This is a genomic window from Vagococcus martis, assembly GCF_002026305.1.
GTDB classification, from domain to species: Bacteria; Bacillota; Bacilli; order Lactobacillales; family Vagococcaceae; genus Vagococcus; species Vagococcus martis.
Genome location: NZ_MVAB01000001.1, coordinates 1,911,294 through 1,929,519, shown reverse-complemented (window position 1 = coordinate 1,929,519; position 18,226 = coordinate 1,911,294). Strand labels below are relative to the sequence as shown.

Here is an 18,226-nt window from a genome sequence, read left to right as displayed (position 1 = left end):
ATATCTTCGATGATTAAAAACAAAAAATTCAAGCCTCTTATGGAGACTTGAATTTATTATCTAATTTCTTTTAATTTACTAATTTCATAAGCATCTTGGTAGTCATTTAAATACTCACAAATCGTTTCAACTGGTAAAAAATCATCTATAGCGTCATGATGGTACACGTGATAATTGATATATTTTGCGTATTCTATCATGCCTGTATCACGACAATTTCCCATCCGTTTTGCGTGTTTTTCACCTTGAGTTAAATAAAACTGAGATTTTTGCATATGATTCTTTTGTGCATACAAAATAGAAAGATATGCATCTAATTTAGCTCGTTTCCAGTAAAAATTTAGACTAGAAAAAATTTCTTCTGCTTTTAGGAAATAGATTTCTGCTTCTTCATAATTTTCTAAAGCAAATAATGCCACGCCAACATTAATATAGAATATGGTTAAACTTGAGAGTGCTTGATTACTTTGACACAAATCAATGGCTTTTTCAAACGTACCCACAGCATCTTGGTACTCTCCATTATTCATCCGTATTTCACCTAAGTAGTTATAGGCTGCTGCAATGCTCACTGAATACTTTTTACTGATTTCATCAGTCAACATAAACGTATTAATGGACTCTTTTAGTAACTTTTCAGCCACCGTATTATTACCGCTCATCATATGATAAAGTCCCTTAAGACGTAATAAAATACCGATTGATTGATGATTGTTTTCTCGAATCGACAAATCCAAAGCCAGTTCTATGTAATAAATCATCTCTTTAGGTTCATTTATCTGAATATAATAATAAATCATTTGCTTATACCCATTTAATAAATAAGAGCTTTCGTTTAATTCTCTTGCTCTAATCAATACGCTTTGAATGTTTGCTACACCACGCTCATACTCTCCATATTTTATCAAAAAACGACCTTCCAGGTACAAATATTGAAGTCTGAGTAAGTTATACAAATCTGTTTGTTTGTCATCTAGACTAAGTTGCGTCAATCGTTGATTTATTTTCGCAAATTGCTCTGTTGCCCATTCTTTGTTGAAACTAAATGGATCCACACCGTATTGTCCTTCAACTGGGAATAGCTCGTGATAAAAACCAAGGTACCCTTCAAAATATTTTAGACGATATTTCAAACCACTTAATTCATCTTTTCCATGTTTGTAGTGATAGGCTATCGTGTCATACTGAAGAATATCATTGCCTCCAGGTTTAAGTTGCGATTCTAAAAATTCAGCGATTCGGTGATGGAGTACACGTTTTTTAGCAAGAGATTGGTTCATATAAACAAATTCTCGTAACTTCACATGAGTAAAACTTGTCGCAATTTTATCTCCAACGGCTTTTTCTACCAAAATATTTTTTGATACGAGACTCTCAATCATCGCCACGATATCATAGCTTGACTTCTTTGTTAAAAACACTAAACTATCAATTAAAGCATAATCATAAAAATAAGAAATAATAGACACTAGTTCTTGTTCTTCTTCTGTTAAATATAAAAAGCGATTTCGTAAAGCATCTTTCATCTTCACTGTCATGGTATTTAAATTCGTATTACTATTTAACAAAGACACGTACTCAATTAGGAAAAATAAGTTTCCTTCAGTATGTTGATACACATTGTCGACTATTGTAGTTGTCACATCAAAATGCGGCAATTTTTTGCGAATAAATCCATCTGTTTCCTCATATGAGAAAGGCTCTAGATTGATAACTGCTAACTTACCACTCTGTTTTAATGTATTGATAAATTTGTCCAATGGATAACGCTCAACACTTCTAGCGGACATCATAAACATCGCATTTGTATGGCAATGTAGCATAACAGTCGTCAACAAATCTAAACTGGATTCATCCATCCACTGAATATCATCAAATAAGAAAATAAGTTGTTGTTGTTGAGATAACTTATTAATAGCCTCTATCATCAAATCTGATAACATCTTTTCCTTGTAAGGTTCTGTCTCTCCATGCGAAATCACTTCAAGAAACGGCTGAGTAAAACTAGGAAAAACTTTTCGAATCACTTTTTGCCAAACAAGTGGATCGATTAATTCTTGATTTTCTATTATAACCGTCAATTGATCAATAATTTTTTTCCATGGACGTAACAAATGATTTTCTTCTGCTTGATAGCACTGTGTTTCGATGACTTTAAACTCATCTGATACGCTATCTATCGCCCGATTTATCAACGCACTTTTTCCAATACCTGCTTCACCGCGAACCACCACAGATTGATAAGACTGACGACTTTTAAAAGCCGCAAAATTCACTGATAATTGTTGTAACTCTTCTGAACGACCATAAAATAGTGATGAAAAACGTTGATTGTTTGTCGTATTTTCTGACAAAATCCGTTCAAGTGACGTTTCATAAATGGCTTTTGTTTGTTTATTTGGTGTCACGCCAAGCTCTGATTTCAACAAATTTGATAACTTATGATAAACATCTACTACTTTATTATCTCGGCCTTGTTGTTGATAAAAAGTCATCAAATACTGATAGTTAATTTCATTAAATTCATCAATAAACATTAATTGTTCAATCACTTCTTCCACATGCTCATTCACACCATTGGCAATATCTTGTTCTATGCGGCGATGAACGGTCTCAACGAACTTTTTCTCAAAAAAGCTTTTCATCCTAACAACCCAAAAATCAAATCCTTCACATTCTTTTAAATAAAACCCTTTCAAAAATTCACCTTTATAAAGATAATAATATGTTTCAGGATCCTGAGTAAATTGTTCCACATCACTTGTGAAGTTAATTGTGTCATTTAACATTAACAATGATTTATTTGGAGAAATAATTAGCTCCATACCTAAACTTTTATTTGCTTGATAAATGGCGTTTCGAAGATTCTTTTTTGCATTCTTATCACTCTTATCTGGCCATAACAGTCCTGATAATTCATCACGACTAACGGTTTTATTAATTAATAAATAATAAAGCATGGCATTGATTTTAGAAAAAGAAAACAAAACAATCTCACCATCTAAACTTACTTCTGGTGTTCCAAACAATCGACAATTTAAATAATTTCCCATACCGTAAAAACTCTCCCCACTTTAATAAATCATACCTTGTTTGTATATTAACGATATACACATATACCCTGTCACCATAATTATACTATTTTGTTATAGTAAAAGAAATCGTTTTCGGCAAATTGAGACAATAAAACCCTCTCGCTGTAAAAACGAGAGGGTTTAGAGATTTGGATAGGAAGTCCACTCTAATCGTTATTTAAATAATTCACTGACTGCTGATTTTACTTTCGCTTCATCAGCTAAATATGGAATGGTAATATGATCTGATCCTTTTCTCATTTCATTGTATTCCATTGATGTTTCAATCGCATGGTCATTTCTTGCCCAACTACGACGAGCAACGCCACCCATAGTGTCCCATGCAATCGCAGATTTGATGATTTCGTCTGTTAATTCAGTTCCATCTAATACTAAACCAAATCCACCATTAATAGATTTACCAATACCAACACCACCACCGTTATGTAAAGCGATTAAACTCATACCACGAGCGGCATTACCAGCGTAACATTGTGTTGCCATATCAGCCGTTACATTACTTCCGTCTTTAATATTTGATGTTTCACGGAATGGAGAGTCAGTTCCAGATACGTCATGATGGTCACGACCAATCATCACAGGGCCAATTTCCCCACGGCGAACCATTTCGTTAAATTTAAGTGCAATATTCACTCGGCCCATTGCATCTTGATATAGTATACGAGCTTCTGTTCCAACAACTAATTTGTTATCTTCAGCATCACGAATCCAGTTGTAGTTATCACGGTCTTGATAACGACGAGTTGGATCGATTACTTCCATAGCTGCTCTATCTGTTGCCATTAAGTCTTCATGTTTACGTGATAAACATACCCATCTAAATGGACCATAACCATAATCAAATAACATAGGTCCCATAATGTCTTCTACGTATGATGGCCAGATAAATCCATCTTTATCATCCACACCATTTTTAGAAATTTCTTTAATTCCTGTATCATAGATAGCTTTCATAAATGAGTTACCATAGTCAAAGAAGTAAGTTCCTTTACTTGTTAATGATTTAATCACGTTAAAGTGACGAGCCAACGTGTCATCAATCATTTTTCTAAATGTTTCTTGATCTTCAGCAAGTAAACGAGTTCTTTCTTCAAATGTAATACCTACTGGACAATAGCCACCTTCATATACGTTATGACAAGATGTTTGATCTGATAATAAATCAACATGAATATCATGTTTGTCAACATATTCAAGTAAGTCAACAATATTACCATGATACGCAATAGATGTTGAATCTTTGTTATCTAAATATTCTTTAGCTAATGTCATTGTTTCTTCTGGTGTTTCAGTCACATGACTAATCCATCCTTGTTCTAAACGAGTATCGATACGAGAGCGGTCAACTTCCGCCACAATTGTCACTGATTTAGCAATCTCACCAGCTTTACCTTGAGCCCCACTCATACCACCTAGACCTGATGTTATGAATAGTTTTCCAGTTAAATCTCCATCGTCTGGAATTCCTAATTTCAAACGACCGGCATTTAATAATGTATTAAATGTTCCGTGTACAATCCCTTGAGGACCAATGTACATCCATCCTCCAGCAGTCATTTGTCCGTAGTTTGTGACACCCATTTGTTCTGCGATTTCCCAGTCGTGAATATTGTCATATTCCCCAACAAGTAAACCATTTGTGATGATGACTCTTGGAGCATCTTTTTTAGAAGCAAATAATCCTAATGGGTGACCTGATTCAAGAACCAATGTTTGTTCATCAGTCATCTCTTCTAGGTAACGTTTAATTAATTGATACTGCATCCAGTTTGAACAAACTTGGCCTGTTTCTCCATAAGTCACTAATTCATATGGATATAGTGCAATGTCAAAGTCTAAGTTATTATCAATCATAACTTGCATTGCTTTAGCTGCAGTGCATTTTCCTTTGTACTCATCTATTGGTTTACCATAGATGCGCTCTTTTGGATACCAACGATAGCCATAAATACGACCTCTTGTTTTTAATTCTTCTAAGAATTCTGGAATCACTTGATCATGAAATTGTTCTGGTACATAACGAAGTGCATTTTTTAATGCTAATTCAGTTTGTGCTTCAGTTAAACGGAATCCTCTGTCTGGGGCACGACGAATGCCTTCTTCAAATTTCGGCATATCTGGTAACACATCTGGTAATTTAATCGTCATCGCTTTACTAATATCAGTATTTTTAATCATTTTACTTCCTCCTTAGTTTATCTTGAGTTACTTATCTCTTTTCCTGTAGACATAAGTGAATGAATCATTAAGTTATGGCCTTAGTTTATCCTCCCATAGTCTATTATGGGTCAATTCACAGCAAAAAGTCTCTTTTTTTCTCTTTTTTTTCTAAAAAAATTTTTTTGACCCTTTTTAGATGATACAAGACTACATTATATTCATTAAATGGTTATAATTAGTATAGAAATAAAAAGGAGGAACTTTTTCATGCAAGCAGATAAAATATTAGTACATTTTAGTCAAATTTTTTCACCGATAGATAAACAACGCGCTTTAAAAGGAAGCGAAATGTCTGAGGCAACCATTATTGAAGATGGCTATATCGCGATTAAAAATGGTAAAATCCTCAAAATAGGTAGTGGACAACCTGATGAGTCACTAATTGGTGATCATACTAAAATCCATGATTATACAGGAAAACTTGCAACACCAGGATTGATTGATTGCCATACTCACTTAGTATATGGTGGCAGTCGTGAAAATGAATTTGCCAAAAAATTAAATGGTATCTCTTACCTAGATATCTTAAAAGAAGGTGGCGGTATTTTAAGTACCGTACGCTCAACAAAGAGTGCTTCTTTTGACACACTTTACGATAAATCAAGTCATTTATTAGATGAGATGTTAATTCACGGTGTAACAACAGTTGAAGCCAAAAGTGGCTATGGTCTTGATTGGGAAACAGAAAAAAGACAAATGAATGTGGTAAAAGAATTAAATCATACTCATCCAATTGATTTAGTGTCAACATTTATGGCAGCTCATGCCATTCCGGAAGAATTTAATGGAGATGGGGATGCCTTTATCGATCAAATCATCACTGAAATGCTTCCAAAAGTAAAAGAAGAAAAATTAGCAGACTTCTGTGATATATTCTGTGAAACTGGTGTATTTACAGCAGAGCAATCTCGTCGCTTACTTCAAGCAGCAAAAGACTTAGACTTCAAATTACGTATTCATGCTGATGAAATCGACTCAATCGGTGGAGTTGATGTGGCTGCAGAACTTGAAACAGTTAGTGCAGAACATTTAATGGCTGCTACTGATGAAGGAATCAAAAAAATGAGTGAAGCAGGTGTTATTGGTAACTTATTACCAGGAACAACGTTCAGTTTAATGGCTGATACTTATGCTCCAGCTAAAAAAATGTTAGATGCTGGAATGGCCATTACATTGTCTACTGACTCAAACCCTGGAAGCTGCCCAACCGCTAATATCCAATTTATTATGCAACTTGGTTGTTTCAAAATGCATTTAACACCAATCCAAGTATTTAATGCTGTGACAATCAATGCTGCTTATTCAGTTGGTTTAGGAGAATCAATCGGAAGTTTCACAGAAGGAAAACGTGCTGATATTGCCGTATTTGATGCACCAAACATTGATTATCCATTGTATTTCTTTGCAACAAACTTAGTCGAAGACGTTTATAAAAATGGAGAATTGGTTTCAAAAAATCGTCAACTTGTGTAAGTCTTATTTTTACCTGTCATGTGAAAATGAGTTTATAAAAAGCCACCTAGCAAATCGCTAAGTGGCTTTTCTATTGATTTAAAATTCAAAATCATCAAATTTTCCAATTGTGTGGACATTTTCTGAGATACTAACAAAGGCCTCATTATCCGCTTCTTTGATTGCTTCTTCCAATAATGGCATTTCATAACGTGTAATAACCGTCAAAAGAACCACTTTTTCACGGTGATCATACGCTCCTTCTGCTTCATTTAAAATCGTCACACCTCGAAGTAATCGCACCTTAAGTTCGGCGATCACTTTTTCAGGCTGTCTAGTAATGATTAAAGCTTGCATTTTTTGTTGTTTAGTAAAAATAAAGTCAGTCACTTTTCCACTCACAATAATTGATAGCAAACTATAAAAAGCATACGGAAAACCAAATAGATAGCCTGCTGCTATTACAATAATCCCGTTGATTACCATCGAAATTGAGCCGATACTACGCCCTGTCTTGCGTCGAATCACAATAATCCCAATATCAAGCCCACCTGTAGCAATACCATTTTTTAAAGCTAAACCTAGAGAACTCCCTCCAATGGCCCCACCAAACAGTGCACAGATAATTGGGTCTTTAGTTAGTACAATTTCAGGTACAATGCTAATTGCAAGGGATGCGGCTGTCACACTTATTAAAGTAAAAATGACAATTTCTTTATTCATCTTTCTCCAACCGTAAATTAAAAAGGGTAGATTCATCAAATAATAAATGACTGATATCGACAAACTCACGCCAAACCATTTTTCAAAAACAGTGTTTACTATTTGAGAAAAACCTGTGATTCCACCAGTATAGATTGAAGCTGGATGCCAAAACATGTTCAAAGCAATTGCGTATAATAACGCGTATAAAAATATAACCGTTAATTTACGAGTATAATCAGCAATGGTACTAGAGTCCTTGCTAAATCGTTTCATGATAAGTCTCCTCCAAAGATACGTTTACGCTCCTATAATGTTGTTGTAAACATTGCTAAAGGATGTATAAACATCATCTAATGAAACGGTTGTCTCTTCACCTGTCACCATATTTTTTATACGAACAATTTTTTCTGCTAATTCTGATTCACCAATAATCAAAACAAGTTTAGCATTTAATTTATCTGCAGACTTGAACTGAGCTTTTGCTTTACGATTTAGGAAATCACGTTCACAAACAAATCCTGCTTGTCTTACTGCTTGAGCTAATTTTAAACTTTCACAATTTGTCTCTTCACCTAGACCAACAACATATACATCCACGTTGTTTGCTGCAGGAATTTCCACTCCTTCAGCGTCCATTGTGATTAGGACACGTTCAATTCCCATACCAAACCCAAATCCTGAATCATGACTATCTGGTCCATTAAATTCTGAAACCAATCCATCATATCGTCCACCAGCACAAATTGTGGTAATCGCACCATTAAATCCTGGAGCATTACTCATAATTTCAAATACTGTGTGGTTGTAGTAGTCAAGACCACGAACCATTCTATGATCGACTACATATTCCACACCCATTGCATCAAGTAATGATTTCACTTCAGTAAAGAAAGCATTTGACTCTTCATCTAGATAATCTAAAATTGACGGTGCATTTTCGACAATTTCTTTATCTTTTTTATCTTTACTATCTAATACTCTAAGTGGGTTAGTATGTAAACGACGTTTTGAGTCATCACTTAATTGGTCGCTTAAAGGCTCTAAATAATCAATTAATGCTTGGCGATAAACCATACGATTTTCTCTTGTTCCAAGTGAGTTAATCACTAATTGAGTATGTGTCACGCCTAAACGTTTAAAGAAATCTAGTGCGACTAAAATCCCTTCAACATCTGTTGCTGGATTACTACTACCTAATACTTCAATCCCCATTTGGTTAAATTGACGTAAACGTCCTGCTTGAGGGCGTTCATAGCGAAACATTGGGCCAATATAAAAAGCTTTAAACGGATTTTGATGTTCCGGTCCGAATAATTTATGCTCAACGTATGAACGAACTAATGGAGCAGTTCCTTCAGGTCTAAGCGTAATATGGCGATCACCTTTGTCTTTAAAATCATACATCTCTTTTGTCACGATATCTGTTGACTCACCAACACCTCGTGTAATAACTTCAATATGTTCAAACATTGGCGTTCTGACTTCATGAAAGTCATATTTTTTTAATACGTCACGTGCAGTTGATTCTACAAACTGCCATTTTTCTGATTCACCTGGTAAAATATCGTTTGTTCCTTTTGGTTTCTGATATTTCATCGTCATACACCATCCTTTTCTCGTTATATTCATACTACATAATATTGATTCGATACTCAATAGTTATCACGACTTATTTACAAATAAAGCTCTGAATCTTAATCAATTCAGAGCTTAATAAGTGGTTTATTTATTTTCCAAAATCAAATTCGATATCTAAGTCTACAACTTCTTCAACAGCTTTTAATAATTCACCATTGATTAATACATCTGTTGCTTTTTCTAATTCATCATACATTTCAATGTCTTTATCTAAATCAATAAATTTCACATATTTTCTAAAGACATCATACGCTACTTGAGTTCCTTTACCTAATACACCACGGTCTTTAATGAAGTCAATAGCTTGACACGCTGCCATCATTTCAGTTGCGACGATACGACGAGAGTTTTTCGTAATATCTCTAGCAGTTCTAGCTGCTGTTGTTCCCATACTGACAAAGTCTTCTTGGTTTTCACAAGATGTAATTGAGTCCACACTTGCTGGATGTGATAAGATTTTGTTTTCTGATGCTAATGATGCTGCAGCATATTGTGTGATCATAAATCCTGAGTTAACACCTGGATGTTTCACTAAGAATGAAGGCAAACCACTTAAGTTAGTATTTACCAAACGTTCCACACGACGTTCAGACACGTTACCAATTTCAGCAGAACCAATTCCTAAATAGTCAAATGGTTGTGCCATTGGTTCACCGTGGAAGTTACCTCCTGAAATAACATCTCCACTACGAGTGATAATTGGATTATCTGTTACAGAGTTAATTTCGATTTCCACTTTTTTCTTCACGTAAGCCACAGTATCTTTACTTGCACCATGAATTTGAGGCATACAACGTAATGTGTAAGGATCTTGTACACGTTCAGCTGTTGCTTGCGTTGTTAAGGTACTTCCTTCTAACATGTGACGAATATTTTTCGCTGTTGCAAGTTGTCCACTTTGAGGACGAATAATATGTAATTCTTCATCAAAGGCATTTACAATACCATTGTGTACTTCTAATGATAATGCTCCGGCAATGTCTGAAAGTTTTAATAACTCGATTGAATCATGTGTTGCTAATGCTCCGATTGCTGTTAAAACAGTTGTACCGTTAATTAAAGCCAAACCTTCTTTTGCTTCTAAGTGAATCACTTCAACACCAGCACGAGCCATTGCTTCTTTACCTTCAAGCAATTCGCCATTGTAATAAGCACGTCCTAATCCTAACATTGGTAACACCATATGTGATAATGGTGCTAAATCTCCTGAAGCCCCTAATGATCCTTTTTCAGGGATATGTGGCACGACACCTTTGTTTAGCATTGCCATCAATGTTTCAATAGTGCTTAAGCGGATACCTGAATAACCTTTTAATAAAGAGTTGATACGGATTAACATAATAGCACGTACTTCGTCTTCTCCTAAAGGATCACCAAATCCACTTGAATGAGTACGAATTAAGTTTTCTTGTAATTGTCTAGTTTCTTCTTGTGGAATACTTACTTTAACAAGGGAACCAAATCCAGTATTTACACCATAAGTTACTTTTTTACTTTCGACAATATCATCAATAATTTTTCTTGAAGCATTCACTGCCTCGATTGCTTCTTGTGATAACGTAATTGTTGCACCTTTTCTTGCTACCTCTACCACTTGTTCCAATGTTAAATCATTACCTGTTAATGTAATTACTTCAGTCATTATTACTTCCTCCTAAACTCATTTTCAACTTAATAACTCACTTCACTCATTTAATACTCTTTAACCCTTTATTTCACTTTACTAGCGTTTTTACCATTCAATACAAAATAGAAAATTGCGGCGATGATGATACCAATACCTCCAGCAATTAAACTCTTACTATTGGCACCCATTGCAAGCATCCACACACTAACTACTACAGCAAGTATTGGAATCACTGGACCAAATGGTAATCTAAAGGCAGTTTCAACACCAGGATTTTTCTTACGTAAGAAAATAACGGCGATTGCTGTTGGAATATATTGAATAAATCTAAATACCACACTTAATTCTGCTAATTGTTCGAAACTTCCACTTAATAATAATAAGCAAGTTAATACACAAGAGATGATAATCGCTACATAAGGTGCGTCTTTTTTATTTTTCTTAGAAACGATTTTTGGTAGTAAACCTTCATCAGAAATACTTGCACCATAACGTGGAATCATCATTGAATCCCCAACGTTTAATCCAAGAATTGAAATAAGTGCACCGATGGAAATAATCCATCTACCAGCAGGTCCTATCATCATAGCAAAGGCATCTTGTACAGGAGCATTTGTTTCTAAAATCCCCACTCCAAGCATCGCAATGGTTCCAGCGATAATCATGAAGTAAAGAATTGATACGATACTAATTGAGCCAATAATTGCTTTTGGAACATTTTTCTTCGCATTTCTCATCTCACCAGCTACAACTGGTAAAGCTTCAAATCCAATAAACGCATAGAATACTGTCATTGATGTTCCAGCCATCGCTTTAGATAACGTCATACCTTCTTTTAGTTGTAGGAATGGTGTAAAGTTACCAGCGTCAAAACCATTTTTAATAAAGAAAATACTCATAAAGGTAAACGCAATAATCGGAATCAATTTTGCGATTGTGATACTTATGGTAAAAATTTTGGATGTTTTAAGTCCGGTACTATTAATAATAGATAATAATATCACTAAAATAACACTAATCGCTTTATTATGCCCTTCTAATGCAGGTATTGTAACAATTAATAATTTGGCAAATCCTGCTGCCATTGCTGACCAAGCGATAATCGTTACAAACCAACCTAATAGTCCAACGATAAATCCAACTAAATCACCAAAAGCTGATTTAGAATATTGGAACGCACCACCATTTTTGTCAAAATAACACGCTACTTCAGCAAAACATACTGCCAAAAGTAACACCAACACCGCATCAAATACCATGGCTAATAGAGAAGCTGGTCCTAAATCTCGATAAATTGTTTGTGGTAATAAGAAAATACCTGAACCAACTACTGCATTAATACCGTAAAGCGTTGCACCACCTAAACTAAATTTTGAACTTTCTGAGTCTATTTCGGTTAATTTAATCTCATCAACCGGTGTTTTTGTTTCGGTAATCATAAGGGGCCCCTTTCCGATCATCTGATCGTTAACATAATTTGTTCATTTTTAATATATAAAAATGCTTCCTATCCAAATTATTTTTATTAGAGCGACTTTTCATTTTTCCAAACAACAACTTCGACAACTGCTGGTGATTGTTGTGGTTGATGAGATTCTATACTAATCATCGAAATCGTACGACCCTCTTCTACCATGACACAATCTCCGGCTTCCAACTTGGCAACATGTTTTTCTTCTTGGTCTATATACGTCATGACTCCATCAACTAACATATAGTAAAAGTATCGAACACAAGGTAATAATTGTCTATCACGAATAGTTGAAACAGCAGACATTTCACTAGTGTAGGTTGGTTTAAAGATAACGTTAAAGTCTTGACATTTCCCTACACTTTTTGTTTTATCTGCTCCATCAAACGCATCAACTTCAAACGGTTTCATTTTTTTATTAACAGTAAACGATTCTGATTCATGTGTTAGTTCTAATGGATGATTCAATGACATCAACAAACGCTTATAGCCAGGTAACGCTGAAAATGTACTTTCTTCGATTTCTACTGAAGCCGTAGAAATGCGGTAGTCAAATTTTCCAGGCTCATACTTACCCGTTGGTGGGTAGAGAAACACTTGGGTCGTTTCTCCCCCACTCCAACGAGATGTTTGATGATCATTCTGTTTAAATAAATGATACGACATATTTTTTCCTCTACCTTTTAGAACAATCCAGTAATGTTACCTTCTTCATCGATATCAATTCTTTCAGATGCAGGTGATTTTGGTAGTCCTGGCATTGTCATAACTGCACCAGTTAACGCTACGATAAAACCTGCTCCAGCAGATACTTTGAGATTTTTAATCGTAATCGTAAAGTCTTTTGGTGCACCAACAAGTGTCGCATCATCAGAGAATGAGTATTGCGTTTTCGCCATACAGATAGGCAACTTATCGTAACCCAATTCTTCTAATTGTTTCAATTGTTTTTTAGCAGGTCCAGTTAATTCAATTCCTTTACCGCCATAAACTTTTTGTACAATCTTAGTTAATTTTTCTTCTATTGAATCTTCTAAGTCATATACGTAGCTGAAACTATTATCTTGTTCTGCTAATTCCATGACTTTTTCAGCTAACTCAATACCACCTTCGCCACCATTAGCCCAAACGTCAGATAAAACAACTTCTACGCCACGCTCTTTACATGCTTTTTCAACTGCTTCGATTTCAGCATCTGTATCTAATGGAAATTTGTTGATTGCTACAACAACAGGTAAACCATAAACGTCTTGAATGTTTTCAATATGTTTGTCTAAGTTAGTTAATCCTTTAACAACGGCTTCTACGTTTTCTGGTTCTAATTTTTTCTTAGGAATGCCACCATGCATTTTTAGTGCACGAATTGTTGCTACTAATACAACAGCATCAGGTTTGATATTTCCTAAACGACATTTAATATCGATGAATTTTTCAGCACCTAAGTCTGCTCCAAAGCCAGCTTCTGTAATCGCATAATCTGCGTATTTCATCGCCATTTTTGTTGCGATAATACTGTTACATCCATGTGCAATATTGGCAAATGGTCCACCATGAATAATGGCTGGTGTGTGTTCTAATGTTTGAACTAAGTTTGGATGAATCGCATCTTTAAGTAAAGCTGCCATTGCACCTTCTGCTTTCAAATCGCCAGCAGTAACTGGTTTTCCTTCAAAATTATATGCTACTACCATGTTTTTAAGTTTTTCTTTTAAGTCATCAATATCATTTGATAAACATAACACAGCCATAATTTCTGATGCTACAGTAATATCATAACCATCTTCTCTCGGAACACCATTGACGCGTCCTTGTAATCCATTCACAATATGACGCAATTGACGGTCATTCATGTCAACAACACGTTTCCATGTGATGTTACGACTATCAATACCTAACGCATTACCATGATGAATATGGTTATCAATCAAAGCAGCTAACAAGTTATTTGCTGCGCCTATCGCATGGAAGTCACCTGTAAAATGTAAGTTAATATCTTCCATAGGGACAACTTGAGCGTGTCCACCACCTGCTGCTCCACCTTTAACACCAAATACTGGTCCTAATGATGGTTCACGTAAAGCGATCATTGCCTTTTTACCTAATTTAGTAAAGGCATCAGCTAACCCAACAGATGTTGTTGTTTTTCCTTCTCCAGCTGGAGTTGGTGTAATAGCAGTTACTAAAATTAATTTACCGTCTTTTTCATTTTCTAGCCTAGTTAATTCACGAGCATCTAATTTCGCTTTATAATTACCATAAAGTGTTAAATCCTCTTCTTTTAATCCTAATGGAGCCGCTACCTCTTTAATTGGTTTCATTTCAACTGAATTTGCGATTTCGATATCTGATAAATGTGCCATAACTTTTTCTTCAACCCTTCCATTTAATTAATTAACATCTTTTTTAAACGACTTTTAATGTTTCCTCATAAATTTCATCTGCTAATAAACAACCCTTAGCTAATAATGCTTCACCGTCTTGTCGATAAGACGCGACAAATTCTTCATTCTTGATACCTGATAAATTAATTAAAACATTCAGCCATGCGCCTTGAATTCCAGCTTTTAAGCTAAGTGCTGCAACACCTAAGTCACTTGCTGCATTAGTATTTGATTTTCCAATAGCACGTTTTGTTACGTCAAGTGCTTCTAACATTAATTTCATCATCTCTAGTGGTGATTTAGCTGCTCCTTCTAAAGCTGATTGCATAGCCGCACGTCTAGCTGCTTTTTCATCATCTGTTTCTTTTGGCATACTAAACACTGCTGAAACTGCGTTAAATGCTTCTGTATCTTTATCTATTGCTTCAAGTAAATTCTTTTGGAGTTCTTTTGTTTCATCGAACACTAGTTTAATTTCATCTTCATATTCAGCATATTTCTTTTTACCGATTGTTAATTCACAAACCATTTTTGTTAAAGAAATTCCCATTGTTGCAGATAATGCCGCTGCTGATCCTCCACCAGGAGCGGGAGCATCTGATCCCAATGTTTCAATAAATTCACTTACCGTTAATTCGACTAATTTCATCTTTAGCAGCTCCTTAATTTAATAAATGATTTTCTAATACTTGTTTACCATAATCAAAGTCTTCTACTTGTAAGTAGTATTCCGCACAATCAATCAATGCTTTTGCTGGTGTTAAACCAATGATTTCACTACCAATAATATTTACACCGTAACGTTTTGCTTCAAAACGGATTGTTTCAAATGTACGATAAAGTGGTGTTCCTTCAAAGTTAACCATGTTCATAGAAACTTGAGCGATGTTTCTATCTTCTAACATAACCCCAATACCTTTACAATACTTAAATCCACCACCTGATGCACGAATGATACGAGCAATCTTGTTAGCAATGTCAATGTTATCAGTATCTAAGTTGACGTTGAAAGCTACTAATGGCATTCTTGCTCCAACTGCTGTAATTCCTGCTGTAGGATGGATAGCTCTTTCACCAAAGTCAGGTGCCCATTCTTCTTCTTTCAATTTTTCTGGCATGCCTTCAAATTGACCTTTACGAACTTTTGCAAGGTTTTTACGAGTTGGTGCAGATGCTGATTCTTCATATAAGAAAATTGGGATATCCAATTCATCATTGATTCGTTTTGCTACTTTTTTAGAAATTTCCACACATTCTTCAAGTGTCACATCTTTAATCGGAATAAATGGAACAACGTCTGTTGCACCCATTCTTGGATGTTCACCAGAATGTTTTGTCATATCTATATTTTCACTTGCATATTTTACTAATTGAAAAGCAACTTCTTGAATACCATCTTCATCCCCAACTAGTGTAAATACACTACGGTTATGACTTTTATCTGAAGAATGATCTAACAGCGTCACTCCACCGACACTTTTTGCCACTGAAACTAATCCGTTAATTACTTCTTCATTTTTACCTTCACTAAAATTTGGGACACATTCAATTATTTTTGCCATTATAAACAACATCCTTTCAATTTATGATTTTGATACGCGTAAAAACTATGTACAAATACTATAACCTACTTTTATAATAAAAAGTAAGATTTTACTCTTTTTTTCACTCCCTTACTTTTGTTAAAATAAAGCACAACTTCTTAGGTAGCGCTTTCAATTGACACCCAAAGAATAGCACCCTTTAAATAACAAGTCAACACCACTTTTATATAAAAAGACAACTTGTGAAACAATTAGTAATAGTCATTTTTTATACAATATTTTTATTTTATTTGCTAACAAAAACCAAGTTAAAAAAACTGTTTTTTCTAGCCTTAATCTTTTGACCTTTTTTTGACAAATCTAACTTTCAATACTATTAGATAGTAGAAAAACATTGATATTACAAACCTAGAACAGCCATTGTTGCGATGAATCTACTAACTTATTTGTTTTATAAATAGAAAATCACTTAAAAAAACATTATTTATTCAACAACGATATATTCTCATTTTTAAAATGAAAGTTTAAAACGTCAAAACTGATTTTGACGATTATTAGATAATAAAAGACGAAGAAAAAAATAATTAAATAACAAAAAATATTTTCGAGGTGATAAACATGACAACTTATTTATTAGTAGATTTTGGTAGTACTTACACTAAATTAACAGCAGTTGATGATGAAGAAAGAAAGATATTAGCAACTAGTAAATCATACACAACTATCGAAACAAATGTACTTGATGGTTATCATAAGGCTTATGATGATTTGACCAAACATCTTACTCAACAATCATTTGATCAAGTCCTTGCTTGCTCATCTGCTAAAGGTGGCTTTAAGATGGTAGCGATTGGCCTATCTCCTACTCTAACTGCTGAGGCAGCTAAGCGAGCCGCTCTTGGTGCTGGAACGAGAATTCTGAAAGTATACAGTTATGGCCTAACATCTGACAATATCAAAGAAATCGAAGTGCTACATCCTGACGTCATTTTGTTAAGTGGAGGAACAAATGGAGGAAATGATAAAAATATTTTAAAAGATGCAAAACAATTAACCGAACTATCTTTAAACATACCTATTGTAGTGGCCGGAAATGAAGAAACTTATCCTAAAATAAAAGCGCTTTTTAACCAATATTGTACTAATTACCATTTAACAGAAAATGTCATGCCTCAAATTAATCAATTAAATGCTTTACCTATTAGAAAAATATTACGAGATATTTTTATTAATAATATTATCAAAGCAAAAGGGATGAGCGATATCCAAACTCAAGTAGCAGCGGAAATTATTCCCACGCCAACAGCTGTTTTATATGCCGCGCAACTCTTATCAGAAGGAACAACAACTCAAAAAGGATTTGGTAATACATTGATTGTTGATGTTGGCGGTGCAACAACTGATATTCATTCTATTGGAAGTGGAAAAGAAGAAAAGAAAAATGTACAGTTTGATGGATTAGCTGAACCTTACAGCAAACGGACTGTTGAAGGTGACTTAGGCATGAGATATTCTGCTAAAAGTCTCCTAGAGAGTGTCTCTCCCCAAGCATTTTACGATTATATCAACCTTAACGAAAGTCAATTATCACGTAAATGCGAATTCAGAAGTCAACATCCTAGCTATATAGCAGATTCTAGTGAAGAAAAGCAATTAGATAATGCCATTGCTAAATTAGCGATTAAAACCGCTGTTGCCCGTCATGCTGGCTATTATAAGAAAGAGCAAACTCCTTCAAGAGCCATTTATCATCAATACGGTAAAGACTTAAGACAATTTCAAACGATTATTGGTACTGGAGGTATACTTGTACACAACGACCAACCTAAAAATATATTAGCTTCTGCCCTTACCCCAACAGATGAGTTAACACTGACACCAGAAGAAAGTCATTTGTTTATTGATCACGATTATATTCTATCTGCCATTGGATTACTATCAACAGTAGATAAAGAATTGGCGTTTGAACTTGCCTCAAAACATATTAAGCCATTAAATTAAAAGAAGAGGCTGATTCAAAAGTCTTAAACATAGAAAAATCCCATGAAATCAGCTTATTAAAACACCGACTTCATGGGATTTCTATTTTGTTA

Annotated in this window: 12 protein-coding genes; 2 read left to right on the top strand and 10 right to left on the bottom strand. The window is 34.7% G+C overall.

Features of this window, described 5'->3' with window-relative positions:
* Positions 1-56: 56 nt before the first annotated feature.
* The gene (locus BW731_RS09335; protein WP_079347594.1) at positions 57-3,053 is read right to left on the bottom strand and encodes an AAA family ATPase; all 2,997 of its coding nucleotides are present in this window, start codon (positions 3,051-3,053) and stop codon (positions 57-59) included.
* Between the two features lie 195 nt (positions 3,054-3,248).
* On the bottom strand, positions 3,249-5,273 hold the full coding sequence (locus BW731_RS09330; RefSeq protein WP_079347592.1) for a urocanate hydratase: 2,025 nt from the start codon (positions 5,271-5,273) through the stop codon (positions 3,249-3,251).
* Positions 5,274-5,522: 249 nt separating this feature from the next.
* On the opposite strand from BW731_RS09330, the gene hutI reads away from it, so the two are divergent.
* Positions 5,523-6,788, top strand: coding sequence for an imidazolonepropionase (gene hutI, locus BW731_RS09325; RefSeq protein WP_079347590.1), 1,266 nt, complete (start codon positions 5,523-5,525; stop codon positions 6,786-6,788).
* Between the two features lie 78 nt (positions 6,789-6,866).
* On the opposite strand, the gene BW731_RS09320 is transcribed toward hutI, so the two are convergent.
* From BW731_RS09320 to ftcD, 8 genes are all read right to left on the bottom strand, one after another.
* On the bottom strand, positions 6,867-7,745 hold the full coding sequence (locus BW731_RS09320) for a YitT family protein (protein ID WP_079347588.1): 879 nt from the start codon (positions 7,743-7,745) through the stop codon (positions 6,867-6,869).
* A 24-nt stretch (positions 7,746-7,769) separates the two neighbouring features.
* Positions 7,770-9,068, bottom strand: a complete 1,299-nt coding sequence (gene hisS / locus BW731_RS09315; RefSeq protein WP_079348622.1) for a histidine--tRNA ligase — start codon at positions 9,066-9,068, stop codon at positions 7,770-7,772.
* Positions 9,069-9,198: 130 nt separating this feature from the next.
* Entirely contained in the window at positions 9,199-10,752 is a 1,554-nt protein-coding gene (gene hutH / locus BW731_RS09310) for a histidine ammonia-lyase (RefSeq protein ID WP_079347586.1), read from the bottom strand.
* A gap of 68 nt (positions 10,753-10,820) precedes the next feature.
* Entirely contained in the window at positions 10,821-12,176 is a 1,356-nt protein-coding gene (locus BW731_RS09305; RefSeq protein ID WP_079347584.1) for an APC family permease, read from the bottom strand.
* 86 nt (positions 12,177-12,262) lie between these two features.
* Positions 12,263-12,874, bottom strand: coding sequence for a HutD/Ves family protein (locus BW731_RS09300; RefSeq protein ID WP_079347582.1), 612 nt, complete (start codon positions 12,872-12,874; stop codon positions 12,263-12,265).
* A 17-nt stretch (positions 12,875-12,891) separates the two neighbouring features.
* Complete coding sequence (locus tag BW731_RS09295; RefSeq protein ID WP_079347580.1) at positions 12,892-14,568, bottom strand: formate--tetrahydrofolate ligase; 1,677 nt, start codon at positions 14,566-14,568, stop codon at positions 12,892-12,894.
* A gap of 43 nt (positions 14,569-14,611) precedes the next feature.
* The gene (locus BW731_RS09290; RefSeq protein WP_079347578.1) at positions 14,612-15,238 is read right to left on the bottom strand and encodes a cyclodeaminase/cyclohydrolase family protein; all 627 of its coding nucleotides are present in this window, start codon (positions 15,236-15,238) and stop codon (positions 14,612-14,614) included.
* Between the two features lie 13 nt (positions 15,239-15,251).
* Positions 15,252-16,151, bottom strand: coding sequence for a glutamate formimidoyltransferase (gene ftcD / locus BW731_RS09285; RefSeq protein WP_071457295.1), 900 nt, complete (start codon positions 16,149-16,151; stop codon positions 15,252-15,254).
* A gap of 600 nt (positions 16,152-16,751) precedes the next feature.
* Here ftcD and glmL point away from each other — a divergent pair.
* Complete coding sequence (gene glmL, locus BW731_RS09280) at positions 16,752-18,134, top strand: methylaspartate mutase accessory protein GlmL (RefSeq protein ID WP_079347576.1); 1,383 nt, start codon at positions 16,752-16,754, stop codon at positions 18,132-18,134.
* Positions 18,135-18,226: the final 92 nt, after the last annotated feature.

Bases quoted from the DNA above. Each gene is read 5' to 3' on its own strand.
- BW731_RS09335 (WP_079347594.1), bottom strand. From the start codon at position 3,053: ATGGGAAATTATTTAAATTGTCGATTGTTTGGAACACCAGAAGTAAGT.
- BW731_RS09330 (WP_079347592.1), bottom strand. From the start codon at position 5,273: ATGATTAAAAATACTGATATTAGTAAAGCGATGACGATTAAATTACCA.
- hutI (WP_079347590.1), top strand. From the start codon at position 5,523: ATGCAAGCAGATAAAATATTAGTACATTTTAGTCAAATTTTTTCACCG.
- BW731_RS09320 (WP_079347588.1), bottom strand. From the start codon at position 7,745: ATGAAACGATTTAGCAAGGACTCTAGTACCATTGCTGATTATACTCGT.
- hisS (WP_079348622.1), bottom strand. From the start codon at position 9,068: ATGAAATATCAGAAACCAAAAGGAACAAACGATATTTTACCAGGTGAA.
- hutH (WP_079347586.1), bottom strand. From the start codon at position 10,752: ATGACTGAAGTAATTACATTAACAGGTAATGATTTAACATTGGAACAA.
- BW731_RS09305 (WP_079347584.1), bottom strand. From the start codon at position 12,176: ATGATTACCGAAACAAAAACACCGGTTGATGAGATTAAATTAACCGAA.
- BW731_RS09300 (WP_079347582.1), bottom strand. From the start codon at position 12,874: ATGTCGTATCATTTATTTAAACAGAATGATCATCAAACATCTCGTTGG.
- BW731_RS09295 (WP_079347580.1), bottom strand. From the start codon at position 14,568: ATGGCACATTTATCAGATATCGAAATCGCAAATTCAGTTGAAATGAAA.
- BW731_RS09290 (WP_079347578.1), bottom strand. From the start codon at position 15,238: ATGAAATTAGTCGAATTAACGGTAAGTGAATTTATTGAAACATTGGGA.
- ftcD (WP_071457295.1), bottom strand. From the start codon at position 16,151: ATGGCAAAAATAATTGAATGTGTCCCAAATTTTAGTGAAGGTAAAAAT.
- glmL (WP_079347576.1), top strand. From the start codon at position 16,752: ATGACAACTTATTTATTAGTAGATTTTGGTAGTACTTACACTAAATTA.